We start from the raw sequence: 24,785 nt of genomic DNA, 5'->3' as shown, positions 1-24,785 counted from the left end.
TTATAGCAAAACCTTAAAACTAAGAAATTGATCTATTTTAATGGAGATGCGTTCAAATCACAAATGTTCTTTGAACTCAAATAAAACTTTGTATTTGTTAGAGTGAAAAGTAATTTTTTGCGTTTTGATAGCAAATATGTCGTGCATATTGTTTAAGCAATGTCATATCTTTGGGAATCTTGTGTTCTTCAACCCATGAGCCTAGTAAGTTACATAAAACCCTTCTGAAGTATTCATGTCTTGGAAAAGATAAGAAGCTTCTGGAATCGGTCAGCATACCAACAAAATGGCTAATCAAGCCCATATTCGCTAAAGTTTTCATCTGCTTCTCCATGCCGTCAATCGTATCATTAAACCACCAAGCAGTTCCGAGTTGAAGCTTTCCAGGAATTTCAGAGCCTTGATAGTTTCCCGCCATCGTGGCAAGAACATTATAATCTCTCGCATTTAAACTATATAGTATTGTTTTAGGTAACTTACCCACTTTTTCTAATGAATCAAGAAATCCAGCTAACTTATCGGCAATCAACACATCACCAATTGAATCAAAACCTGTATCGGGTCCAAGTTTTCTAAGCATTTTCTGATTATTATTACGTAGCGCTCCCAAGTGAAGCTGCATCACCCAACCTTTATCAGCATACATTTCACCTAATACAATTAAAGTATAGGTTTTAAATTTTTCTATTTCTTCGCTAGATAAAGCTTTTCCCATTAAACGCTTTTGAAAAATATCAGCAACTTCTGCTTGGGTCGCTGGTTGATAAAACATCACATCGATACCATGATCTGAACTGCGGCAACCTCGTTCATCAAAGTAGTCAACACGCTTTTCAAAAGCAGCAAGGAATTGATCATACGTTTCAATATCAGAACTTGTTACTTCCGCTAATTTGTTAATCCATGGCAGGAAATCTTCACGTTCAATATATAGCCCTTTATCTGGTCTGAAAGAAGGTGAAACATAACTATAAAATCCTTCTTCTGCTAAAGCGATATGACTGTTTAAATCATCTGTTGGATCATCAGTGGTTCCAACAAACTCAACCTTTTGATTTTTTAATAGAGAACGAACAGAAAATGCTGGAGTGGCTAATTTCTTATTGGTTTCCTCCCAGATAGCGAGGGCAGATTTTTCATCTAATAGCACATCAATATCAAAATACCTTAGTAATTCTAAATGGGTCCAATGATATAGAGGATTACCCAATGTTTTCGGAACTGTTTTTGACCACGCTATAAATTTCTCATAATCACTCTTATTTCCGGTAATATATTGTTCATTCACCCCGTTTGCACGCATAGCCCGCCATTTATAGTGATCCCCGCCAAGCCAAATTTCTGCAATATTATGATATGTTTTATCATGTAAAATCTCATCTTGTAACAAGTGATTATGATAATCAATAATCGGTAGATCTTTTGCTGTATTATGAAAGAGTTCCTTTGCCGTGTCATTGTACAGCAGAAAATCATCTGTAATAAAAGTCTCCATCTGCAATCATCCTCCTAGATTTTTAGTTTAGCTATCAATCCGTTGCTACCCTTCATCCAAATGTACTGATCTTCAAATATCACCGAATGTTAGCCAAACAAAGCTTAAAAAGAATCGATAACTTACATACTGACTTCAAGCAATTCTACTCTTAATGACTAGAGTTGCTTGAAGTAGCTTTAATCAAAAAATACGGTTAGACTTTCTACTAATCTTTGATATTTATTAAATATGTATTTATACATTTTATGATTTTCCATATTGGGTTCAACCACATGCTCATCTGGCAAACTAGCTTTAATATCTGTAAAAGATTGGACTTTTCCAATACCAACTAGAGCTGTCCAGGCTGCTCCCCAAGCAGCATTATGGTGTGTGTCAGATAAATAAATGTTTTGCCCAAAAATATCTGCCATAATCTGAGTCCACAATTTAGACTTTGATAACCCGCCATTGACAGTAATTTTTTTAGCCGTACCTGCAATTCTCTCTAATGATTGATTGATCTGAAACAAATTAAATGAAATTCCTTCTAATACAGCACGAACGAGATGACCTTTAGTATGATTTATACTAAGTCCGTAGAAACTTCCTCTTGCACGTCCATCCCATATTGGCGCTCTTTCTCCATTAATATATGGGAGAAAAAGAATACCGTCTGACCCAAGTTCTATGTTATTCGCATAGGTCAATAATTCATCATGTGTCCCCTCAAATTCAATCAAATCTTTCAACCATTGAAAAGCAATCCCCCCATTATTTGTTGGACCCCCAACTATCGATATATCCTCCGTAAAAGCGTACGTAAACGTCTCCATTTTACTATTGATCGGTGCTCCCTCTACAAATTGACGAATGGCGCCACTTGTTCCTACAGAAATATTAACTTCACCAGGTTTAATCGCACCACTCCCAAGATTGGCTAGTTGTCCATCAGCAGCCCCAATAACAAAAGGAGTTCCCGGTGATAATTTAATTTGCTTGGCAATGTCTTCATTTAAGCCAGTTAAAATCTCTGTTGGTGGAACAATCTTAGAAAGTTGCTCTTCTCTTACACCTGCTAATTTTAATGCAGACTCCTCCCACTTTAGATCATTAACGTTGAAGAATCCTGTAGCAGACGCCATCGAATAATCAACCACCCTTTTACCAAACCATCTATGAATTAAATACTCCTTCATAGACATAAAATAGTTGGCTTTCAAATAGGCTTGTGCCTGTTCTTCTTTTAACCATATTAGTTTCAAAAGTGGCGTCATAGGATGGATGGGGGTTCCCGTCTTTAAATACATCCGTTCTCCATTTTCAGCCAACCATTTTTCTGCAATCTGACTACTTCGTTTATCCGACCATATCATCATAGGTGACAATGGTTCCATTTTTCGATCGAGACAAATAAGAGAGTGCATGGCCGCAGACATGCCCACTGTCAATACTTCATCATCTTCTACTTTTGCTTTAATTACCACATTTCTCAATGCTTGAATAGAGGCTTGTTCAATTTCTTTGGGATCTTGCTCAGCCCAAGAAGGCTTCGGGTAATTGGTGGTAATCAACTCCTCCGCTTCTGCGATTAGCTTTCCTGTGAGAGTAAATACGATCGCTTTTACACTCGTTGTTCCAATATCAAGCCCAATAACTAATTCTCTAGACATAATAGTCCCCCCTATTCCGGTAAAAACAACAACTTCTTAATTTGTACTCAACTTATATGGTTTGCAATCAACTTTCGTAAAATACAATCAAGTTCGGCGATTTGCAATCAACTTTCTCGATTTGCAATCAACTTTACCGATTTGCAATCAACTTCCGCGATTTGCCTACTTAACTTAAATAGGTGAGAAGGCTTCCCTCTCACCTATTATTCACAATTGAATTTCACCAAAAAATGACCTCAACTCTTACAACCAGTTAACACTTGATAATCGATTAAAAAAGCTCATTGGCAAGTGAAAACGCTCATCATCTATTTGAAGTACTTCTAACTCATCTTCCTCTTGATTATTTGCTTTAATCACATTTATTTCAGTATGAAGCGTTTCCATTTTTTGATCCAATTGATGAGCAGCAGTTGCCGCCTCAGTTAGTTCTAATATAATATGTTCAGGTATGTCTTTATCATATTTATAATATATTTTATGTTCAAGTGTTGCCCAGAAATCCATTGCGATAGTTCGAATTTGAACTTCTACTAATACCTTCTCTTCACGATCAGACATAAAAACAGGAACCGAGATAATTAAATGTAGACTGCGATATCCATTTCCTTTCGGCTGTTTAATATAATCTTTTTCTTCCACAATTTCAATATCATGATGTTTCTTCAACATCTCATGCAGCACATAAATATCTGTTTCAAATGAACAAGTAATCCTCAAACCGGCAATATCACGAATATTTTCCCGAATATCATCAATTTTGAATGGACAACCTTTTTTATGAGCTTTGCGCATAATACTTTCTGGTGACTTAACTCTAGAAGTTACATGTTCAATTGGATTATAATCATGAATATGTTTAAATTCACTTTTTAAAATATCAATTTTTGTTTTCATTTGATCAAGAGCAAATTTATAACTCATTAAAAAACGTAACAATTCGGTTTTCATATCTTTAAATTCAGCCGGATTAATCTTAATTTGTTCTGTCATAAGGAAACTCCTTTGTTCTTATTTATCACGTTTCTATTTTAACATAGGCATTCCTTATAAAGCGAAAGAAAAGATCGCTTTCATTTAGCTAAATCGCAGGTCTAAAGAGCAGGGAAACCTTTAATCGACTTCGATTTGATGCCTATTCATTTAAGAATTTAAAGGAACGAATTAATAGATCGAGTTTCCTATCAAGTAAAAAATAGATTTCTATCTTCAACAAACTTGCTATTTTAGCGAGCTATCTTCATAATTAAATTTGAAAGTGAGGTTTTGCTATGAATAAAGTGAACCAATTTACCCTAGGTGAAGAAGTGGCAAATGCGATTACCCACGGTATTGGAGCATTACTCAGTATAGCTGGGCTTGTTCTTTTGATTATTTTTTCATCCCTTTATGGATCAGTTTGGCACATTGTTAGTTTTACCATTTTTGGTGTGACGATGGTTTTCCTATACACATCTTCTACATTGCTTCATAGCTTACCTATTGGGAAGGCAAAAAATATCTTTGAAATATTAGATCATTCATCGATATACTTTTTTATCGCAGGAACATACACGCCTTTTCTATTAATTGTTATTCGTGGAACACTTGGCTGGACCTTATTCTGGATCGTTTGGGCTATTGCGATTGGCGGTACAATCTTTAAAATCTTTTTCGTTAAACGTTTTGTACTTGTATCAACGATTTTATATGTATTAATGGGCTGGCTTATTGTATTAGCCTGGCCGACGTTAGTCTTCCAATTGCCAAGAACAGGTATTGTCCTATTAGTATTAGGGGGTCTCCTGTATACATTTGGTGCGATATTTTATGTTTGGCGATTCTTTAAATTTCATCATATGGTATGGCATTTACTCGTATTGGCGGGAACAATTTTACATTACTTTGTGATTATTCTCTACGTTCTCCCCATTGAAGTTTGATCCTCATCTTATCAAACTTCAATCAGTAAAATAACTGACCATCGCCCCGCCTACATCAACAACTGATGCTAATAAAATAAGGAAATAATTGAATTTGCGAAGCTTACTCGTTTTTAAAAAAGATAACGAATTAACATCCAAAAACTGACTCACTTCAACCTTATTTACTAGCTTAGCTAACTATTATGAATAGGTGGGAAAATCGTTAACAACAATAGATCCCTAGTCAATTGGGGGTGACCGTAGTCTGATAGCAAAATTACGAAGGAGCTTTACGTTCAACCACCAAAACAGATAAAAAAGGTTGAAGAAAACCAAATGTTCTCTTCAACCTTTTTAAAATTAAGACTCAATCATATTTCTCACATTATCAATTTCTTCATCATCAACAAGGTAGTAATAAACACCATCAATCGTTGTTCCCGTTCCTTGCATTTGATAGCTTTCAAAAGCCCGTCTTGTGTGACGATAATGTTGTAAGAGTGTAAGCATATCGTTAAATTCCATGTTCGTTCCCATATTCTGGCCCAAAATATCGGTTAACTCAACAATACGAGTCGCATTGGCAACTGTAGCCCCTTCATTAATAATACCTTCAATAACTTTACGCTGACGTTCTGTTCGACCAAAGTCCCCAGCAGGATCTTGCTTCCTCATTCTGACATAGCTTAGTGCCATATCACCATCTAGTTGAACTGCACCCACTGGAAAATGGTAGCCACCTTGTTCAAAATCCAGTTCATTATTAACTGTAATTGTTCCAAGCTCATTAACAAGTTCAGCCAAACCATCCATATTAATTCGGACAAAATAATCAATATCAATTCCTAAAAAGTCTTCAACAGTTTGAATGGACATATCTGAGCCACCATGTGCATAGGCGTGATTAATCTTTTCAACTGTTCCACGACCAGCAATTGTTGCTCGAGTATCACGTGGAATACTAATCAGTTGCATTGAGTCTTCTTCAGGCTTAAGGGTCATTACCATTAGTGCATCTGAACGTCCTGAATCAGCTGACTCTGAGTCAATGCCAAGCAAAAGTATATTTAAATTCTCTCGTTCTTTTAATTTCTTTTGTGTTGTATTTAGATCAATTGAAGCGACAGCTTCATACATATTTCCATCGACATTATTTTTAACTCCAAAAAATATATAGGCCGCATAAAGACCGACTGTAAGAATTAAAACTAAAACAATGATCAATGGCGTTAGAATCCACCAATTCCTTTTCTTTTTCCGATTTTTTCGTTGCCTTGTCTGGCTCATTTTCATCGTCCTATCTACTCAGTAATTAATAGCTACCATTGTTAGTATAGCAAAAATGACAAAATGAACAAGTTTTTTCAAAATAATTTTTATTTATGTTTCTATGGCTCATTATTTGTCAGTCTCCTTGATTATACCTGATTTAAACGCATAATTGGTTATATTTAAGAAAATAAGCTCTGATTTTCTGAATTATTTTTTTAAAAAATTGGAGGGTGTAAAAGCAAATGAAAGTCTGATTGATTTTACTTCATATCAATCTATTAAATGAAAATAATTGAACTACTCACCCCTTAATTTCTAATGAAATTTGAAGAGGGAGATTCCTAAGAACACCAACCTAATGGTTGATTATTGATTAGGCGATCCCTGTCGTACCGACAGTTAGAAGTCTGATGGCTTCAACTTCAATATTTTTACTTGCGTTAAGATCTCGATCGTGTGCTCTATGGCATGAGGGACATTGCCACATGCGTAAGGCGAGATGCTTAACGTCTGGATGTCGATAGCCACAATGCGAACAAAGTTGACTAGAAGGGAAGTTTTTGGCGATGGCTACGACTTCCTTTCCGTACCACTTGGCTTTGTATTCAAGCATCGTACGGAATTCTGACCAGCTGACTTCACTAATGGCTTTTGATAATCGTTTGTTTTTGAGCATGTTAGATACTTGTAAGTCCTCAATACCAATGATGTCGTGATTCTTGACAATTTCAGTACTGACTTTATGCAAGTAATCTGTTCTGACATTTTTAATTTTTTCGTGAATACGAGCGACCTTGACACGTTGTTTTTGATAATTTTTCGCTTCATGAAGGGGTTTTCTATCTTGCTTGGCTTGTTTATATCGTCTGGACAGTTTGCGTTGTTCTTTTTCTAATTTGTTTTCTAGCCTGCGTAAACATCTAGGGTTCTTATACGTCGTCCCATCTGAAAGTGTGGCAAACGCTTTGATGCCCACATCGACCCCTGTTGATTGCTTCGTTTGAGGGAGTGAGTCTACCTCTGTCTCAACAAGGATAGAAATGAAGTATTTACCACTTGGATGTCGCCTAATCGTAGCATTTAGAAGGCGTCCATCGACCTCACGACTTTTAGCGAACTTGACAAGCCCTAATTTTGGCAGCTTGATTGTATTACCCACGACTGCGATATTTCCGTTCGTGTGTTTCGTTGTATACGATTGGGTCGGGTTCCTTTTAGACTTAAATCGTGGGGCGTTTGTTTGTTTGTTTGTTAAAGAAGCGCGCAAAAGATTCAGATAGATGTTTGACACTTGATTGAATGGCAATACTATCGACTTCTTTTAGCCACTCATATTCCTGCTTTAAAGCGGGAAGCTGTTTAGAGCATGAACGATAGTTGAGTCCTTTACCCGTTTCCTTGTAAGTTTCATTCCACTTGGCTAGAAAGTGATTGAAAACAAACCGTGAACAACCGATCGTTTTATTCATGAGGATTTGTTGTTCTTTATTCGGATAGAGGCGGAATTTATAGGCTTTATTGACTAACATCATCTCACCTCACTTAATAGGAATATATGTTCTCATTATATCATAAGAGAGATGTTTTGGCTAGCGCCAACCCACATTCATCTCCCACTTACTCACGGGGCGATGCCCTTCATGTTCCTAGAAGTGGGAGTCTTCTGTCGGAAATCCGATAAAACGAACTTCAATCAGTGGGAATAAGGCCTACATGATGTTGGTCATACTGATATTATCATAGAATGTGGCGGTTTTAGTCTGCGTTCCTTTTACTCCCACTGATCGGGGCTCAGAATAAGAAAGACACTTATTCCTGCAGCGTAAATGCTCCGTAGCTTTCCTTCAAGTGGTTACTCGCCCCATCGAAATCCGTTGTTGCCCCGAGGTTCATGGTCGGTTATCTGTGGTAAATGATAATCTTTTAGTAAATATGCTAGTTTTCTAATAAGATAGGAAATAAAGTATTTGGAGTGCTTTTCTTCTTTGAAATGTCCAATTGAAAAGCTTGACTGAACGGTATAGATAGCTATTCACGCTTATTCTAACCTTAGCTAACCAACATCTCCATACAAAATATACTGTTTTTTGAAATAAATCTGTGTTTTCAAATGGAACTAAAAATCAATAACGATAATAAACTCATAGTCTACTTACTTATTTTAAAATCCTAAAATTTGGTGAAAAAGGAAATAGAATATTTAGAAAAATTTCACTTTATGTAAATTAGCTTTCAGTTTTTACGGTCCTATTACAGTTAAGTTAAATCAGGCTTTTTATGATTATTTTAATTCTGATCGGGTATATAATTGGTGTAAGAAAAAAAAGGAGGATTCTATTTATGAAAAAACTATTAAAGCTTCTAGCAGTTGGATTTGTTTCTATAGGGTTACTAGCAGCGTGCGATGGTGATGTTGAGGATCCCGCTGATCCAGGAGTAGATGATGATCCTGCTGTTGATGATTCTGTAGATGAGCCTGGTGACGAGCCTGGCGGCGAACTTGAAGATGAACCTGGCGACGAACTTGGTGATGAGCCTGGTGACGAACTTGAAGATGAAGATGAAGGATTCTAAAATTTGATGAAACTTTTGTAGATAAGGGTTACTCTTTTTAAGAGTAACCCTTAAGTTTGTCCAAAATATGGCGAAAAATAAATGCCGAGACATCAATAGACGTACATTGATAAATATTTTTAATATGTGCATTTGAATTCACCTCACAAATTAATGGTTGATCATCTTCATCATAAAGTAAATCTACACCTGAAAAATCAGCTCCTACCGCTAGTGAAGCGGCAATCGCTAAATCAATAAATTCCTGATGGGGGTCGACAGCAAACATCTCTCCGCCATTTGTTACATTTGCCCTAAAATCATTTTTAGATACACGCTTCATACTCGCTACCACACGATCACCAACGACATGTAATCGAATATCCTTTCCATGACTCGAACGAATATATTTTTGAAAAAGATGGGGACGATGAATCAGTTCTTGCGCTTTATCTTGTAATTGCTTACGATTTTCAATTAAGTAAACTTGTTGACCAAATGATCCATATGCCTCTTTAATGATCAGAGGATAAGACAAACTTTTTTCTACATAATTCAAAAACTGATCGTCTGGCTCTTTTTTTTGTGAAAATAGCATCGGGGCAAAAATAGTTAACGGTTGTGGTAACTTTGCTTTTGCTAATCGCTGATGCATTTGATTCTTGTCATCACAAATAGCAATGGTTTCTGGAGAATTAAAAACGGGTATACCCAATTCGGATAGATGTTTAGCTAACTGAGTATCTTTATCTAAATATAAAACAAAATCAGGACGAGTCAACTTTGATTCTAACTTAAACTGTCCATTTTCAACCCCAATGAATACTTCACTATTTGATAAAGAGATTAAATCAATCTGATACTCTTTTGCTGTTTTAAGATACCACTCATGTATTTCAATAAATTTGGGCGTTAACATCCCAGCATTATAAATTAACCATCCTCTATATTTCATACTTACACCTCCTACCAAATTCTCATTCTAGTATACACGAATACTTACCATTTAGCCTTATCTTTATGCGAATAAATACTCTCGCTACTTCATTTTTACTGACATTTGAGGCGGAATTTTTCTGCTGTGTCGACTTTGAAAATAACCATTAACTAACCATCAGTGAAATTGACACTTGGTGTGCTAAAAACTCTCAATCCTACTCTCCCATTAGTCACTTCTTTGTATGGCTGTGGGGCGAAGCAATATCTCTATACTTACAAACGGTTCTTCATTGGTAGTTAGTTATTTGATTTCTATCCCTTACAAGAACTAAAGTTCCTGGTCCTAGCTTGCCTTAAAGAAGATGAAAATACAAGTGGAAAAGTTAAAATTACCCATTAATCTATCCTCTTCCTATCTAAAATCTCACCGGATTTTTGAGAAAGGAGTCCTCTGGGCTGAAATGATAGAATTTGTATAGATTATTTTTTCTACAATATCCGACAATTAGTTACACTTTTTCTTTTTTAATACGAAAATATAAATAATAATGATTATAAAAAAGGGATGATTAAATGAAAAAGCTTAGAAGAATAAAATATTTGTTACCATTCTACATGGTTATTCTGCTCGTTGTACCTTCTGGTGTGATCGGATATATTTTATTCCAAAATACAGCTATTATTGAACAAGCAACGATTGAAAAAACAGCCATTGAGGCACAAGGAAAAAAATATCAGGAGACATTTAGTGAGTATGAACAAAGATTGATGGAACTTAGCGAGTCTGAACAATCACAATACTCAACAATTGATGTTGATACAGACAGCACCTTTGATATTTCACTGCGACCCAGTGCAAATGAAGCGGGACTGACCGCACATTATGAAGAATTCCTCGAAACAATCGTTCAAGAAGATGAATATATCCTTAATCTATTTATCGGGACAGCAGATGGTGCGTTTTATGTTAATCCACAAGGTGAGGTCGACTTATCTGGCTATGATCCCCGAGAATCAGACTGGTATGTTGAGGCTTATCAATCACCTAACCAAGTGATTTGGACTGATCCATATATTGATACAGGGTCTGGAGGCTCTGTCATAACAACAGCCAAAAGTATCACCGATGCTAACGGTGAAATAATTGGTGTGGTTGGATTAGATTTTGATATGACCTACTTAACGAAAATGATTCGATCTGATATTTTTATCAAAAATGTCTTTCTTAATTCAGCTGCGACTATACTTGGATTAGTACTGATCATTATTTTTGTAAGAAAATTACTTTATAATTTAAGAACTATTCACGATGAGATGGATCGTGTTGCCAATGGAGACCTTTCAAGTGCTGATGTGCAAACACGCGGTAATGATGAGTTTCGTGATTTAGCTGCCTCTGTCAATCAGATGAAAAATAATCTGGCTTCAATGATTGAACAAGTGAAAACCGTGACAAACCAAGTGACCATACAAAGCGATACCTTATCTCAAACATCTAATCAAGTGAAAGAAGGGAGTGAACAAATCGCTGCTACAATGGAAGAACTATCATCAGGCAGTGAAACACAAGCCAATAGTGCTTCTGAGTTAGCCATGACGATGGAAAAATATAATGAAAATGTTAAACATGCGAGGGAAAATTCAGCAACTATCGCTGAAGGTTCAAAAAACGTATTAAGTTTAAGTAATAATGGAACCGAACAAATTGAGCAATCAACTGAACAGATGAAGCAGATTTACCAAATCGTTGCTGATTCCTTTACAAAAATTCAAAGTCTGGATCAAAAATCTCGAGAAATCGATAACATTGTCACGGTCATTAAAGAGATTGCAGAGCAGACAAATTTACTTGCACTTAACGCCGCCATCGAGGCTGCCAGAGCTGGCGAAGAAGGAAAGGGTTTCGCTGTTGTGGCAGATGAAGTACGAAAACTAGCCGAGCAAGTAACTGATTCAATCACGGGTATTTCAAAAATCATCACAGAGATTCAATCTGAGTCAAGCGAAGTTGCTCATTCCTTAGAAAATGGTTATCAAGAAGTAAATGAAGGAACCAAACAAATTGAACATACCGGACAAGCCTTTGAGCAAATCAATCTTGGCATTACTGAAATGGTCAACAATGTTCAAGCTATCGTTACCGATTTAACTGCCATCACGAGTGAAACAACTCAAATGAGCAACGCCATTGATGAAATTGCTTCTGTTTCAGAAGAATCGGCAGCAGCTGTCGAAGAAACGGCAGCTTCAACTGAAGAAACGAATAGTTCAATGGAAGAAGTCGCACGAAGTGCTGATGAGCTCTCTAATTTAGCTAACCAGCTTGAAAGCAATATGAGTCAATTTAAAATCTAATCTTGATGCGTAGATTTTAAATCAAATATATTTTTACTTATATAACCATCTATAAAACGAAACTTCAATCAGTGGGAGTTTTCGCTCTTCTCCCACTGAATGTTTAGTTGAGTGATTCAGGACATTAGCGTCCGTTATCTCCCGCCTAAATAAAATTACTTCTTTCTTCTATTTTGAGGCGGGAGTTTTACGGACGGTTATCTGTGATAAAACGAGACTTCAATTAATGAGAGTTTTTACGAATGGTTATCTGTGAAAACTCATCCTATCTAATTGAATCAAAAAAGCAAAGCCGATTACCTCAGTTAAGAGCCGGCTTTGCTTTTACACTTATAATTAGTATTTTGCAGTATATGACCTGCTTCAAAATGGCATTTGGACTTCTTTTAATTGATGTACTCATCGTCATTTATTGTTTTAAAGTGAACGATGGTAATCTAATTACCTTAAACTAGGTCTTCAAAAATATGATAAAGCTGTTCATTAATTTCCGTTTTCGCATTGAAAATTTCTTCAAAGCTGTGATAGGTGATTTTATTATTTTCCATACCCAGTCCTACTCCCGTTACACCTTGTTGTATTAATTCAATGACTTTATGTCCTAAACGGCTTGAGTAGACGCGGTCAAAAGCACTTGGTGTACCTCCTCTTTGGATATGACCAAGAACAGTAGGGCGTGTATCTAATCCAGTCAATTCTTTAATTTGTTTAGCAACATCTTCAGCCTTACCAGCACCTTCAGCAACAATGACAATACTGTGTGATTTGCCACGCTCAAACCTTTCTTTAATGTTTGCTGCTGTTTGTTTTATATCAGGCTCAATTTCAGGAATCAAAATGGCATCAACACCACTTGCGATTCCAGCCTGTAAAGCGATATCACCACAATTCCGTCCCATCGCTTCAATCACACTAACACGTTCGTGACTACTCATCGTGTCACGCAAGTTTCCAACTGCATCGGTCACAACATTTAATGTCGTATCAAAACCAATTGTATAATCAGTCAATGGAATATCATTATCAATGGTTCCAGGAAGTCCAAAACTTTTTATCCCATGGCGTTCAAGAGCTTGGGCACCTCTGTAACTCCCGTCACCACCAATAACAACGAGATAATCAATCCCTTTAGCTTTTAAATTCTCTACAGCTTGTGCTTGTCCCTCTGGAGTTTCAAACTCTGCTGAACGAGCAGACTGAAGGAATGTTCCTCCGCGATAAAGAATATCACTCACTTCTTTGGAACCTAATTTAATAAAATCATTATTAATTAATCCCTTATATCCTTTTCTGATACCAAATATTTCAAAACCATTAGCCAAGCCAGTTCTTGCTACCGCACGAACTGCACTATTCATTCCTTGAGAGTCTCCTCCAGATGTTAATATGGCTATTTTTTTCAAGCTGATCACCTTCCTAAATTTCTAAAACTCAATAAGTAAATTAAATTTCTTAATTCATCTAAGTATATCATATATTCTACAAGTTGACATATATATGTGCATGTTCAACAGTTCAATGAAAAGCACTTCAGTGGATAAGACGGAATTTCAATCAGCAAGAGGTTTTTGATGCACAAATCCTTTCGGTGGGACGAGTCATCGCATCCTAGTTCCAGAGCATGGCAATTTTAGATTACCTTCCTGATTGACCACTGATTTTGGGACTGTGTTTATCAAGTCTTTTCAGTGGAATGAGTAATCACAGCATATGAATAAGTATATTTCTTATGCCGAGTCTCAAAATGGTGTCAGTAATTACCTAGTTCTCGATCACCAAAGCATTCATGTGTCATTGGTGAAACATCTGCAATAATCAAGAAACCTTTTGAACGGTCTTTTATTGATCTTCATTATGTCTGTATTCTAAGATTAAGAAATGAAAGACTGTTTCAAAAATCTAATGATCAATTGTGAAACAGTCTTTTTCCCCTTTTTATAGTTCTTGAATATTGAAGGAAATCAATCTATCCAGCTCAGGGTTATAAATAACGGTACCTTGAACTTTGATTTGTTCTGTATGATTTTGCAAAATAAAATCATATACTTCTTTTATTTGATTAGGGGCTGGCTGAGTTTTCTCAGCTAACTCATAATCTGTTACTTGAAAATTAGGATAGGCGACTTGTGTCACCTCTAACAGGTATTTCCCCCACCTTTCTTGTTCTAAGTCTGGAGACACCTCAAATTGAATAGATAATATACCCATCCCAAGATTAGCTCCTAAAGCTTCAAATGCTCTTCGATGTAAATTCAGCCTATTAATAGGTGCATTCGGCACTACATCCACTACGGTTACCAGGACTTCTCTTCCATTCTGTGGATTTACTACCTTGATTAGCTGCCCACATTGATAGGATGACTGATTACTCACTGCCACTGTCATATATTGATTATGTGACCAAGGTATATTACATTGCGTAGTTTGACCACCATCTGTCCACGTCGCTTGCCCACTCACCATATTTTGACGTCCATCATAAGCATATCCTGCGTTTATTGGATAGTTATATGGTCCATAGGAATACACAAATATCATCCTCCTGTAAATAAATTACTCTTTCTTATTATATGTGAGGATAGGCAAATGGTGTGACTGTTAAAATTCCGATTCATAACTGATCATAAAAAGAAACGACGAAGCAGCAGTTAGTCGCTTCGTCGTTCACTGAATTATTCTTTTATTAAATACTTTTTTCTGAGAATAAAATAAAGTGCTACCTCTAATATTATAAAGACTACTCAAAATATCGACCCGTTAAACTTTAATATATAATTCAATAACCGCCCGTTTTAATTCAAAATTAATCTCCTATGTTCCCCTCCCCTTAACAAAAAACTTTAATATCTGTTAAAATGGTTCATTTTTCAATTAACATATACAAGCAACAAACAATCTCCTTATATCTTGGCATGATTCATCTAGTGTTTGCATATACTTAATATGGTGTGAAATTAAGGAGGGATTTCGTGTGGAACAACTAATTTATTTTTCTGGCGCCCATACATCTGCTGGATACCGTGATTTACTAGCAACAAACTTAATTGGGCTTAATCATATTTTCTTTATTGAAGGAGCGACTGTACAAGAACGCTCAGAATGTATTCGAACTTTTTTTGAAAAGTGGCGTGCGCGTGGTGAAAAAATAGAGTTAATTTTAAATAGTATCGATAAAACGAACATGACCGGGGTCATTAATCGACGATTAAGCTGTGCTATTATTGATCGAACTCAACACCTGTCTTATTCGATGAAAGCCTTAGGTGTGGTTGAACACCTGATTGATTTCAGTTCAGTCCTTGATCAAGAGAAACTTCAGTCCAGTCGAGAGGAAGTTTTAAAAGTTCAACTTGAAAAAGAGCATCACATTCATGAAGCTCATCAAGCATTCGCAACTGGACTTGAGATCCATGATCAGCTTGAAAAAATATTTATTAAGGCGATGGATTTTAAAAAAGCTGACCTCATTACAAAGCAATTAATCGATGAAATATTTAAAAATAAAACCAGCCAAAAAGGAGAAGCCATTACTCGCAAACGTTTTTTGGGTGCATCAACAGCTGGTGGAGTGGTCGACTATGTTGATCAACTAACAGAACAGTTAGAAAAGCGTTATTTAATCAAAGGGCGAGCAGGATCAGGCAAATCAACCTTATTGCGGAAAATAGTAACTGAAGCAGAAAAAAGACACTATTCAGTTGAGATTTATCATTGTGGTTTTGATCCAGATAGTCTCGATATGGTGATTATTCGTGAGTTAGGAATAGCAGTATTTGACAGTACTGCCCCACATGAATATGAACCCAGTCGCCATGGTGATCAACTTATTGATTTATATCAAACAACCATCGCCTCAGGAACAGATGAAAAATATCACGACGAGATTTCTCGTTTAACGATCCAATATAAGTATTTTATTCAGCATGGAACAGCCCTTCTCGCAAAAGCACTTGAAGCTAGTCATGGGATCGACGCTATATATCACCACAACCTAGATCCAAGCGCTTTTAATAAACAAATTGATCAGCTTTCAGAGAAGGTAGAAGCTGTGGTAAAACTTTCAAATGAACAGTAACCCAGCCTGTAACTAACTAATCATAATCATGGTCAGCAACATGTGAAAGTGGCTCTATAGTCTATCAAAGTCGCTGTTTATGATATTAAACTGTACAACCAAGGCAAGAGTGTTAAGCCTAAGCTAGTTGTTATAATCCCAGCAAAAATCATAGCCAAGGTAGAATAAGTGGCCGCTTCTTCACCATATGTTAATGCCCGATTGGTTCCAACTGCATGTGCAGCCATTCCTAGCGCTAATCCTCTTGCCATTGAGGTCTCAATTTGTAAAAGACGAAAAATCTTTGGTGCAAATAAGCCACCCAGTACTCCGGTTATAATAACAAATATAACGGTTAACGCTGGTACAGCGCCAATTTCCGTAGACACTTCAATGGCAAGCGGTGTCGTGATCGATCGTGGTAATAAGCTAACCACTAAATGATCCTCGAGTCTAAATATCACTCCAAGTAAAAAAGTTGAAAAAATAGCAACAAATGAACCAATAAAAGTGCTGACAAGTATCAAGCCAAGGTATTTTTTTACCGTATCAAAATGCTTATAAACAGGAATAGCAAATGCGATCGTTGCTGGACCAAGCATATGTGTTAAAAGCTTTGCTCCTTGCTCATATTGTTCCACTGATATATCTAATAATGAAAGAGTCAAGATAATTAAAATAGGTGTCAGAATTAGTGGTTGAAAAAGTAAAATGGGAAACGATCTTTCGAGTGCTTTAACTAAGCGATATAAGCCAATTGTCAAGAGAGTAATTAATATAATGTCAATCATTTACTCACACCAAAACGCTGCACAATAGCTCCTGTCGTCCCAAGTACAATAACTGTGCTCAAGAATATGATCAGCATGAGCCAAATCCCCTGCATACTTACCAATTCTTGATAATTAACAATCCCCACAGTTGACGGAACAAAAAACAATAATAATTCAGCCATTAACCAACGCCCCCCTTGCTCAACCCACTCTAATTTTATCAATTTAAAATATAAAGCAAAGAATAATAACAAGAGTCCAATGATTGTTGTTGGCAATGGAATCGGTAATAATTCCTTGATCCCCATAGCGATTAATAAAAAAACATGAATAAGTGCAACTTGTAAAAGTATAATTATTATTTTCCTCATTATACATCCCTCAAATTTCATCCAAAAATCAATTTTATCTCTAATCTATGATACACTTGATTTAATTAAAATACTATAGCTGGTCAGTTCTTGGCATATTGATTCATCTTTTGAAAGAATATATTAGAATGAAATTTAAAATTCTTAATCAGGTCAGCCTTTTAGGAGCTAAGCTATTTCCCGGGAAATAGCTATATTATTGTCGAACAAAGGATGTCTAGTGGTCTAGCTTTATTTTCTATACTTTTTACAGTGTTTTTGTTAAAATAAACTTAAGATTAACTTTGGAAAGTTTTTTACTAATTAAGCAAGTATTTATAGTTAACTGATAACTTGAGAATTATATAAATATAAATGAGGGACTTGACTATGATCGATAAACAATCACCTATTCCAATTTATTATCAACTCGAAGAAATGATCAAGAAAAAAATTCAATCAGAAGAACTCATGCCTGGTGAGGCAATCCCATCTGAACGAGAATATGCCGAAACTTATGGAATCAGTCGAATGACAGTTAGACAGGCAATTAATAATATGGTTACAGAAGGCTTATTATATCGCCAAAAAGGGCGAGGGACATTTATTGCAGAACAAAAAATTGAACAAGATTTAACTAAATTAACTAGTTTTAGCGAAGATATGCGTAATCGTGAGCTTAACCCTTCCAGCAAACTCATTAGTATCGATCAAATGGCTTGTTCAGTTAAAATTGCAGAAGCCTTAGCAATTAATGCTGGAGCGTGTGTTTACCAAATTAAACGTTTGCGATTAGCAGATGAAGAACCGATTGCCCTTGAAACTATCTATACACCCAAAAATCTTGTGGGTGATATGGATGAAACTGATTTTAATCAATCATTTTATACTTTTCTGGAAGAAAACCGACAATTAAAAATTCATCATGGTCACCAATCAATTGAGGCATCTACAGCCAATAAAGATGAAATTAAATATTTAAAAATTAAAAAAAATGATCCCATTTTATTGATGTATCGAACTTCCTATCTTATAAACCAAACTCCGATAGAGTTTGTTAAAAGCTCGTATAGAGCTGATAAATACAAGTTCTATTTAACGATGAATCGTTAGGATTAAAGAAGCTATTACCAAATGGATGATGTATATATCTAAGCTTAGAAAAAGGCTATTGCACAATTTATACTGCATTGTGCAATAGCTTCTCTGCTTAATTTCTAATATTTATAATGGATGGTATCCTTGTATTGTTCGAGTAAAGTTTTATTTAATTGATCTCCGTCATCTAGGTTCGCACTATGAAAAATTGGCGGTCTCTCTACCCCAGCTTCAACCAAACTTTTAACCACTTCAGAAACGATCGTGTTCAGAATTGTTGCTCCAATAACCGTAGAACTTGGAGCAACTTTTTGATCTATTCCCTCAATCTCAATCATGGCATCTCCAACATCACCATGATTATCGATGACGATATCACAATAATAGTACATATTATGACCATCCGGATGCCTTGAATCAACTTTTTTTGAATAGGTTAAATTTGTAATGCCTATAATTTTGACTCCTTTTTTCTTTGCTGTCATTGCCAATTCGATTGTGACTGGATTTCGACCAGAAACGGAATGAAGAATTAACAAATCACCATTGGCAAAAGGGGTTTTATTTGCAAGTATTGTCCCATAACCGACTAATCTCTCCATTTCACTTGTTCGGCTAATCGGTTCGACATCAGGTGAAACTTCATTACCGAATATTGGATTTATATTCATTAACCCTCCAGCACGATAAAATAGTTCCTGTGTTAATATCCCTGCATGACTCGCACCAAAAGCAAAGATAGACTGTTTGGCAAGAATCGCTTCAGTTATAGCTTGAGTAGCTGAAATAATATTTTCTTGCTCTGCTTCTTCTACAATTTTTAATCGTGAACAAATCTCATCAAAATATTTAAACATATTAACCAAACACCCCCGTTAATAATTCTGCAATCCAGTTTGCAATTGGACCAAATAAGGAAAAGTCATTTCCACCAAATACAAGCATCCAATTTTGAATCGTTGAACTGTATACCATAGCTGAGATGCCCATAAGTCCAACCATGACAATCGAAGCAACTGCGGTACCAATGATTGCACCTCTCTGTCCCCCTTGGCCTTCGCCAATCACAGCTGCACCACCACATTCAAAGAATGAAGTCACAACTAATGGGATTAAGATAATACCGAAGATATTAAAGGCATTAGCAATGATGATCATGATGGTTGAAGTAATCATAGCAGCAATAAAGCCAATAATAACAGCGTTCGGTTTATAATTGAAAATAATTGGAACATCTAAAGCTGGAACTGCACCTGGAATTAATTTCTCAGATATGCCTTGGAAAGCTGGAATGATCTGATTAATCAACATTCTAACACCATATAACATAATTAATAATCCCGCTCCAAAGGTAAAGCCTTGGTTAATACTTGAGAAAATGATATTCTCTTCTTCGCCAATAACTGATGGCTCAATAAACCAAACAACAATGTACATCAGTAGAATGACGATAGCCCCCGTTACAGATATTTCTCTAAAGAATGATAACTTTTTTGGAACATTAATATCTTCCGTTGAATTATTTTTATTACCCACTCGTTTAGCAATAAAACCAGAAATAAGACTTAACACACCGGTTGGATGACCGATTAAAAAGGATTCGTCTTCAGTAACTGCCCAAACATATTTCCGCATCAGCCAAGGCATGAAAGACCAATAAAGAGCCGATAAAATTCCACCAAATAAAATGACTGAAACACCGTCCATCCCACCTTCAACACCGGCAGCAACAAAAATAAATGGAAACCACCATAGCATATGCCCGGTTAGAAAAATCGTTTTTACTTTAGTAAATCTAGCAATTAGTAGATGAATAACTAATCCTAGAAACATGGCCAGACCGACATTCCCACCATGTGATGCGGTAAATGTCGCATCATTCAATGCTTCACCAACTGCAACATCTCCTGCAACGACTTCTTGAAAGGCTTCATTAATCGGTGAAATAGTGGAAACAATTAAGTCAACACCAGCATCTAAGATAATCATACCAAATGCAGCCATCAATGAGCCTTTGACAACATCTGCGATATTCTTCCGTTGAACAAGTAATCCGATCATAGCAATTAACCCTAATAAAATAGGCGGGTTACGAAGTATATTTTCAGTTATGAACGTCATGGTAGTTATTCCCCTCCAGACTCTAAGAGTTTATCAATTGCCTTTCCCACTTCTTCCTTATCCATATAACGTTTGATTGGTAAAACAGGGCAGTTCACACTTTCTTCTAACTCCTCACCAAGCTCAAATGACGTAAACACAGCATCAGCATCTGTACCTTTGGCTGAACTTATATCCATGTTTTCAACCTCACACTCTAAACCTTTTGCTTGACATACTTTTTCAATTGACATCTTTAGCACCATCGAAGATCCAACCCCAAAACCACAAACAGCTAAGAATTTCATTTAATATTCACTCCTTCATCTATTCATCTATTAACATAGAATAGGCATCTTCTAAACTGCCCCAAATAAATTGATCATAATTTTTCTGATCAGCTAATTTTTCAGACACCTCTGCCAAAGCTTTTAAGTGACTTTCATTATCTATTGCAGCCAAAACAAGGAAAACCTTCACTTGATTTCCTTTTAAATCAATCGGGTTTTCTAATTTTAATAAAGACATGCTAAGCTCATTTACTTCTACTCCTGCTCTAGCATGAGGTAAAGCAAAGTAATCCATCAAAATAATATAGGGACCATGTTTATTCACGCTTTCAATCATTTGTTCGACATACTCCAATTCAATAGATTCATCTCGTAATAAAGGCTCACTTGCAACGCGAATGGCTTCTTCCCATGAATCAACTTGAGCAATGGATTGGCACCTATCATATGGTAAAAGTTCTTTAAGCATAAACTGTCCTCCCTTCTTTTTTATCCTCAAATAATAGAATGATATATAGTTGTCTATACCACATGTGGTAACTGTTAAACTTCTTTTTAGCTATACCAATAGATTTCCTTGTCTCTTCGCAAAAAAAGAAGTGTGGTATCGATCACTTCATGATTAATATCACACCTCTTTTGATTGAACTCTTTTATCACAGATAACCGTCCGTAAAACTCGGGGCAACATCTGGGGTTGCGGTTACTCACCCCATCGAAAGGACTTGGGACTGCGGTTACTCGCCCCACCGGAACCATATGCATGACCTACATCCTGTAGGCCCAACTCCCACTGAGTGAAGTTTCGTTTTATAATCAATCATTATTCAACAATCTTAGTCCCATGAAAAATTGATGTTTCAACAGCTTGAGCAATATAAGCCACATTTCCTGGCGTTATTCCACCTCCAACCATCACTTCCATTCGACCAGCTAAATAGCTGATATAACGATTGATTTCAACAGCATTATCAAGAACTGACCAGTCCTTATTTATTCCATGCATTAAAACCCGCTTCACACCTAATTCAATTAACTGATCTAATGATTGGAATTTATAATTCGGATCAATCCGATCGAAAGCCATGTGAAATGTAATATCAATTTCCTCTAGCCCAGCCAACAAAAAATTGCAAGCTGACAAGTCAATTCGAAAATCTGGTGTTAAACAGCCTAATACAATCTGCTTAATCCCTTGATCAATGGCCTGCTCAATATCGAAGCGCATAATTGATAGCTCATCTTGTGAATAACAAAAATCCCCACCCCTAGGGCGAATCATCACTGCCAATTCCACTTGATTGCTTTCACAGATTGCTTGAGCCTGTCGGATTACTCCAATGCTTGGTGTCGTACCTCCAACAGCTAAATTATCACATAACTCCACGCGATGAATCCCTCGTTTAATTGCCCAAGCTAACTTTGTACAGTTTTCGGCACAAAACTCTAATTTCATCGATGACTTGAGCTGCTCATTCGAATGTACGTATGCCGTTTGCCACGAATTGCTATCGAATAGGCCGTAATATTTTCGGGAATAGCTAATCCAGTCATCCCAGCATCACCAATATGATGAATATCGGCCCCAATCATTTTATTTTGCAAAGCAATTTGTTCTATCGTCTGGGTGCTTGCCCCTTCTTGACTTGTGCCAATTGCAAGCATGGCAAGTGCACCTCTTTGATGAATATGTTTGACCCATTGATGAGCTCTCTCTACTGTAATTCCTGGGACAGTGCCCGGTGAAGGCAAAAGAACCACATTTGCGCCACTGTCAATAAACTGATCAATCGTTGCTTGATTAATAATTTCAGCACCAGCCTCACCCTTGACCCCAGCGCCGTGCATCTTACCTGCAATAATAAATGCAGCAGATCCTAATTGTTGTTTGGCTCGTTTAATAGCCTCAATAAGCTTCTCATTAGTAACTCCTGTTGCTGGATTGCCTGTTAAACAAACAAAATCAAGACCAAGCGTTCGAACTTTCGCTAAACTCTCTTCAGTTGCGATCCGACCTGTTGGCAACTGCTCCAATGTCTCTGCTGGAATGGCATCGAGATCAACAGGTTCTAAATTAACACCAACTGGACGGCCGGTTAATTGTTTAATTCGTTCAACAACGGATTGCTCTTCATATTCTAAATCTAAAGCAACAACTTTTGGATTATCAAGATCAAGTACATTTAGTAAAATAAGATCTGCTCCAAATCGAGCGACAATTTCCTGATTAGATACACCTGGATATAACGGTGGGGCACTAGCAACTGTTTCACTAAGCACAACTCGTCCTTCACTTGCATCAATAGCAGCTAACAAATCTTTAGCTGTCATTTTTTCAAAATCTGATCGATGGCAATTCAATAAACGCTTCACGGTAACACCTCTCAATAAGACCAACAACAGTAAATATCAATTTACTGTTGTTGGTTCAGCTTATTTTTTCCTAATTCTGTGAACTTCATTCGCAACTGATTCAACCTGCGTCCCAACAACCACTTGGATATTATGATCATTAATCACATTAATGCCTGGGACACCGGTTCGTTTAATTCTTTGTTGATCAACTTGATCCATGTCCTTCACTTCTAACCGAAGACGTGTGACACAGTTATCAACTGACAATACGTTATCATCGCCGCCTAAGCCGGCATAGATTTCTTCTGCCATATAGGCATATTTTTCATCCGCATCACCAGTAAATGCTTCTGTTTCGTCTTCTTCATCTTCTCGACCTGGTGTTTTAAGATTAAACTTAACAATTAAGAATCTAAATAGAACATAATAGACGATCGCAAAGATCAACCCTTGAACAATTAACATGTACGGCATATTAGCTAAAGGAAGACGTGAGCTTAAGAAAAAGTCAACAAATCCGGCACTAAAGGTGAAACCTGCTGTCCAACCAAAAAAGGCAGAAATCATCAACGATATACCTGCTAATACCGCATGTACTCCATACAATAGTGGAGCCACAAACATAAATGAGAATTCAATCGGTTCAGTTACACCGGTAAAGAATGCAGCAAAAGCTGCAGCAAACATTAAAGCAGCAACTTCCTTTTTCTTTTTAGACTTCGCAGTATGGAACATGGCTAAACATGCAGCTGGCAAACCAAACATCATAACTGGGAAGAAGCCAGCCTGATACATTCCTGTTACACCTTGAATTCCATTTCCATCCCAAAAATTGCCGATATCATTTATACCAACCATATCAAACCAAAACACTTGATTCAGGGCATGGTGTAGGCCAGTTGGAATCAGTAGCCGGTTAAAGAATCCATATAAACCAGCACCAACCGCACCTAAATTACTAATCGCTTCACCAAAATTAACGAGTCCATCAAAGATAAACGGCCAAATAAAATATAATACAATTGCAGCAACCACAGATGAAACCGCTGTCATTATTGGCACGGATCGTTTGCCACTGAAAAAGGCTAAAGCATCCGGCAGCTTAACTCGACTAAATCGATCATACATTGATGCTGCGATTAACCCAGAGATTATACCGATGAAGGCATTTTCAATTTCCTCAAAACCTGGTGAAACAGCATCTGCTTCAATCCCCTGGAGCATCGCCACTGTATCTGTCGATAGCAGTGAAGTAATAATTAAAAAACCGACTAGACCCGCTAATGCTGCTGAACCATCTCTTTCCTTTGCCATACCAAGCGCAACACCCACGGCGAATAAAATAGGAATGTTATCAATAATAGCTGAACCTGCACTAATTAAAAAGGCTGCAATCGCGTTGGCTTCTCCCCAGCCGCTTGGATCAATCCAGTAACCAACACCCATTAGAATGGCTGCTGCTGGTAAGACGGCAACAGGTAACATTAATGAACGACCTAATCTCTGTAAGTATTTCATCATCGTTAAAACCCCTCCATTCATTTTTGTATTCATCTATATATTACCAAACTATAATTATAGTTGTCTAG

General features: G+C 36.7%; 21 protein-coding genes and 1 pseudogene. 5 read left to right on the top strand and 17 right to left on the bottom strand.

All coding sequences use genetic code 11. The annotated features are described in order from the left end of the window. Window positions 1-97: 97 nt before the first annotated feature. The 3 genes from uxaC to ACS127_RS09145 all read right to left on the bottom strand — a co-directional run bounded on the left by uxaC (window position 98) and on the right by ACS127_RS09145 (window position 4,146). The gene (gene uxaC, locus ACS127_RS09155; protein WP_440894735.1) at window positions 98-1,495 is read right to left on the bottom strand and encodes a glucuronate isomerase; all 1,398 of its coding nucleotides are present in this window, start codon (window positions 1,493-1,495) and stop codon (window positions 98-100) included. A 179-nt stretch (window positions 1,496-1,674) separates the two neighbouring features. Beyond that, entirely contained in the window at window positions 1,675-3,150 is a 1,476-nt protein-coding gene (locus tag ACS127_RS09150; RefSeq protein WP_440894734.1) for a gluconokinase, read from the bottom strand. Window positions 3,151-3,396: 246 nt separating this feature from the next. Continuing rightward, window positions 3,397-4,146: a GTP pyrophosphokinase gene (locus tag ACS127_RS09145; RefSeq protein ID WP_440894733.1), complete on the bottom strand. Its 750-nt coding sequence runs from the start codon at window positions 4,144-4,146 to the stop codon at window positions 3,397-3,399. Between the two features lie 278 nt (window positions 4,147-4,424). On the opposite strand from ACS127_RS09145, the gene trhA reads away from it, so the two are divergent. Then, window positions 4,425-5,075 carry a PAQR family membrane homeostasis protein TrhA gene (gene trhA, locus ACS127_RS09140; protein WP_440894732.1) on the top strand — a complete coding sequence of 217 codons (651 nt, stop codon included), beginning with the start codon at window positions 4,425-4,427 and terminating at the stop codon, window positions 5,073-5,075. A gap of 342 nt (window positions 5,076-5,417) precedes the next feature. On the opposite strand, the gene ACS127_RS09135 is transcribed toward trhA, so the two are convergent. Then, window positions 5,418-6,344 carry an LCP family glycopolymer transferase gene (locus ACS127_RS09135; RefSeq protein WP_440894731.1) on the bottom strand — a complete coding sequence of 309 codons (927 nt, stop codon included), beginning with the start codon at window positions 6,342-6,344 and terminating at the stop codon, window positions 5,418-5,420. A gap of 358 nt (window positions 6,345-6,702) precedes the next feature. Next, window positions 6,703-7,858, bottom strand: a pseudogene (gene tnpB / locus ACS127_RS09130) (IS200/IS605 family element RNA-guided endonuclease TnpB). Between the two features lie 811 nt (window positions 7,859-8,669). On the opposite strand from tnpB, the gene ACS127_RS09125 reads away from it, so the two are divergent. Continuing rightward, window positions 8,670-8,903, top strand: a complete 234-nt coding sequence (locus tag ACS127_RS09125; protein ID WP_440894730.1) for a hypothetical protein — start codon at window positions 8,670-8,672, stop codon at window positions 8,901-8,903. Window positions 8,904-8,940: 37 nt separating this feature from the next. On the opposite strand, the gene ACS127_RS09120 is transcribed toward ACS127_RS09125, so the two are convergent. Next, window positions 8,941-9,837 (bottom strand): ATP-grasp domain-containing protein, encoded by an 897-nt coding sequence (locus ACS127_RS09120; RefSeq protein ID WP_440894729.1) that lies wholly within the window; start codon window positions 9,835-9,837, stop codon window positions 8,941-8,943. Window positions 9,838-10,394: 557 nt separating this feature from the next. On the opposite strand from ACS127_RS09120, the gene ACS127_RS09115 reads away from it, so the two are divergent. Then, window positions 10,395-12,176 (top strand): methyl-accepting chemotaxis protein, encoded by a 1,782-nt coding sequence (locus tag ACS127_RS09115; protein WP_440894728.1) that lies wholly within the window; start codon window positions 10,395-10,397, stop codon window positions 12,174-12,176. A gap of 446 nt (window positions 12,177-12,622) precedes the next feature. Here ACS127_RS09115 and pfkA read toward each other — a convergent pair whose 3' ends face one another. Both pfkA and ACS127_RS09105 read right to left on the bottom strand, forming a co-directional pair. Next, complete coding sequence (gene pfkA / locus ACS127_RS09110) at window positions 12,623-13,588, bottom strand: 6-phosphofructokinase (RefSeq protein WP_440894727.1); 966 nt, start codon at window positions 13,586-13,588, stop codon at window positions 12,623-12,625. Between the two features lie 523 nt (window positions 13,589-14,111). Continuing rightward, window positions 14,112-14,714, bottom strand: coding sequence for a DUF3889 domain-containing protein (locus tag ACS127_RS09105; RefSeq protein ID WP_440894726.1), 603 nt, complete (start codon window positions 14,712-14,714; stop codon window positions 14,112-14,114). A gap of 433 nt (window positions 14,715-15,147) precedes the next feature. Between ACS127_RS09105 and ACS127_RS09100 the strand changes: the two genes are divergently transcribed. Further along, window positions 15,148-16,251 carry a hypothetical protein gene (locus ACS127_RS09100; protein ID WP_440894725.1) on the top strand — a complete coding sequence of 368 codons (1,104 nt, stop codon included), beginning with the start codon at window positions 15,148-15,150 and terminating at the stop codon, window positions 16,249-16,251. 77 nt (window positions 16,252-16,328) lie between these two features. On the opposite strand, the gene ACS127_RS09095 is transcribed toward ACS127_RS09100, so the two are convergent. Continuing rightward, window positions 16,329-17,021, bottom strand: coding sequence for an LrgB family protein (locus tag ACS127_RS09095; RefSeq protein WP_440894724.1), 693 nt, complete (start codon window positions 17,019-17,021; stop codon window positions 16,329-16,331). Beyond that, on the bottom strand, window positions 17,018-17,374 hold the full coding sequence (locus ACS127_RS09090) for a CidA/LrgA family protein (RefSeq protein WP_440894723.1): 357 nt from the start codon (window positions 17,372-17,374) through the stop codon (window positions 17,018-17,020). Before ACS127_RS09090 ends, ACS127_RS09095 begins: the two co-directional genes overlap by 4 nt. Window positions 17,375-17,743: 369 nt before the next feature. Here ACS127_RS09090 and ACS127_RS09085 point away from each other — a divergent pair, with 369 nt between their 5' ends. Further along, on the top strand, window positions 17,744-18,466 hold the full coding sequence (locus ACS127_RS09085; RefSeq protein ID WP_440894722.1) for a GntR family transcriptional regulator: 723 nt from the start codon (window positions 17,744-17,746) through the stop codon (window positions 18,464-18,466). Between the two features lie 104 nt (window positions 18,467-18,570). Here ACS127_RS09085 and ACS127_RS09080 read toward each other — a convergent pair whose 3' ends face one another. From ACS127_RS09080 to nagE, 7 genes are all read right to left on the bottom strand, one after another. Continuing rightward, window positions 18,571-19,308 (bottom strand): sugar isomerase domain-containing protein, encoded by a 738-nt coding sequence (locus tag ACS127_RS09080; protein ID WP_440894721.1) that lies wholly within the window; start codon window positions 19,306-19,308, stop codon window positions 18,571-18,573. 1 nt (window position 19,309) lies between these two features. Next, window positions 19,310-20,572 carry a PTS ascorbate transporter subunit IIC gene (locus tag ACS127_RS09075; RefSeq protein WP_440894720.1) on the bottom strand — a complete coding sequence of 421 codons (1,263 nt, stop codon included), beginning with the start codon at window positions 20,570-20,572 and terminating at the stop codon, window positions 19,310-19,312. Window positions 20,573-20,577: 5 nt separating this feature from the next. Further along, window positions 20,578-20,859, bottom strand: a complete 282-nt coding sequence (locus tag ACS127_RS09070; RefSeq protein WP_440894719.1) for a PTS sugar transporter subunit IIB — start codon at window positions 20,857-20,859, stop codon at window positions 20,578-20,580. 19 nt (window positions 20,860-20,878) lie between these two features. After that, window positions 20,879-21,310: a PTS sugar transporter subunit IIA gene (locus ACS127_RS09065; RefSeq protein WP_440894718.1), complete on the bottom strand. Its 432-nt coding sequence runs from the start codon at window positions 21,308-21,310 to the stop codon at window positions 20,879-20,881. A 354-nt stretch (window positions 21,311-21,664) separates the two neighbouring features. Further along, window positions 21,665-22,297: a copper homeostasis protein CutC gene (locus ACS127_RS09060; protein ID WP_440894717.1), complete on the bottom strand. Its 633-nt coding sequence runs from the start codon at window positions 22,295-22,297 to the stop codon at window positions 21,665-21,667. After that, window positions 22,294-23,214, bottom strand: coding sequence for a DUF7916 family protein (locus tag ACS127_RS09055; RefSeq protein ID WP_440894716.1), 921 nt, complete (start codon window positions 23,212-23,214; stop codon window positions 22,294-22,296). The genes ACS127_RS09060 and ACS127_RS09055 overlap by 4 nt, the downstream gene beginning before the upstream one ends. Before the next feature lie 60 nt (window positions 23,215-23,274). Beyond that, window positions 23,275-24,717, bottom strand: a complete 1,443-nt coding sequence (gene nagE, locus ACS127_RS09050; RefSeq protein ID WP_440894715.1) for an N-acetylglucosamine-specific PTS transporter subunit IIBC — start codon at window positions 24,715-24,717, stop codon at window positions 23,275-23,277. Between the last annotated feature and the right edge of the window lie 68 nt (window positions 24,718-24,785).

Origin of the sequence: Amphibacillus sp. Q70, from assembly GCF_052055485.1 — a bacterium.
Classification (GTDB): domain Bacteria; phylum Bacillota; class Bacilli; order Bacillales; family Amphibacillaceae; genus Amphibacillus.
The sequence above is the reverse complement of the archived record's forward strand: the minus strand, read 5'-3'. Positions and strand labels throughout refer to the sequence as shown.

What these genes read in the sequence shown, in the direction of transcription:
- ACS127_RS09150 (WP_440894734.1), bottom strand. Translation starts at nt 3,150, where the DNA reads ATGTCTAGAGAATTAGTTATTGGGCTTGATATTGGAACAACGAGTGTA.
- ACS127_RS09135 (WP_440894731.1), bottom strand. Translation starts at nt 6,344, where the DNA reads ATGAGCCAGACAAGGCAACGAAAAAATCGGAAAAAGAAAAGGAATTGG.
- ACS127_RS09095 (WP_440894724.1), bottom strand. Translation starts at nt 17,021, where the DNA reads ATGATTGACATTATATTAATTACTCTCTTGACAATTGGCTTATATCGC.
- ACS127_RS09065 (WP_440894718.1), bottom strand. Translation starts at nt 21,310, where the DNA reads ATGCTTAAAGAACTTTTACCATATGATAGGTGCCAATCCATTGCTCAA.
- ACS127_RS09060 (WP_440894717.1), bottom strand. Translation starts at nt 22,297, where the DNA reads ATGAAATTAGAGTTTTGTGCCGAAAACTGTACAAAGTTAGCTTGGGCA.
- ACS127_RS09145 (WP_440894733.1), bottom strand. Translation starts at nt 4,146, where the DNA reads ATGACAGAACAAATTAAGATTAATCCGGCTGAATTTAAAGATATGAAA.
- ACS127_RS09090 (WP_440894723.1), bottom strand. Translation starts at nt 17,374, where the DNA reads ATGAGGAAAATAATAATTATACTTTTACAAGTTGCACTTATTCATGTT.
- ACS127_RS09105 (WP_440894726.1), bottom strand. Translation starts at nt 14,714, where the DNA reads ATGATATTTGTGTATTCCTATGGACCATATAACTATCCAATAAACGCA.
- ACS127_RS09080 (WP_440894721.1), bottom strand. Translation starts at nt 19,308, where the DNA reads ATGTTTAAATATTTTGATGAGATTTGTTCACGATTAAAAATTGTAGAA.
- ACS127_RS09075 (WP_440894720.1), bottom strand. Translation starts at nt 20,572, where the DNA reads ATGACGTTCATAACTGAAAATATACTTCGTAACCCGCCTATTTTATTA.
- uxaC (WP_440894735.1), bottom strand. Translation starts at nt 1,495, where the DNA reads ATGGAGACTTTTATTACAGATGATTTTCTGCTGTACAATGACACGGCA.
- ACS127_RS09120 (WP_440894729.1), bottom strand. Translation starts at nt 9,837, where the DNA reads ATGAAATATAGAGGATGGTTAATTTATAATGCTGGGATGTTAACGCCC.
- ACS127_RS09115 (WP_440894728.1), top strand. Translation starts at nt 10,395, where the DNA reads ATGAAAAAGCTTAGAAGAATAAAATATTTGTTACCATTCTACATGGTT.
- trhA (WP_440894732.1), top strand. Translation starts at nt 4,425, where the DNA reads ATGAATAAAGTGAACCAATTTACCCTAGGTGAAGAAGTGGCAAATGCG.
- ACS127_RS09070 (WP_440894719.1), bottom strand. Translation starts at nt 20,859, where the DNA reads ATGAAATTCTTAGCTGTTTGTGGTTTTGGGGTTGGATCTTCGATGGTG.
- ACS127_RS09125 (WP_440894730.1), top strand. Translation starts at nt 8,670, where the DNA reads ATGAAAAAACTATTAAAGCTTCTAGCAGTTGGATTTGTTTCTATAGGG.
- nagE (WP_440894715.1), bottom strand. Translation starts at nt 24,717, where the DNA reads ATGATGAAATACTTACAGAGATTAGGTCGTTCATTAATGTTACCTGTT.
- ACS127_RS09085 (WP_440894722.1), top strand. Translation starts at nt 17,744, where the DNA reads ATGATCGATAAACAATCACCTATTCCAATTTATTATCAACTCGAAGAA.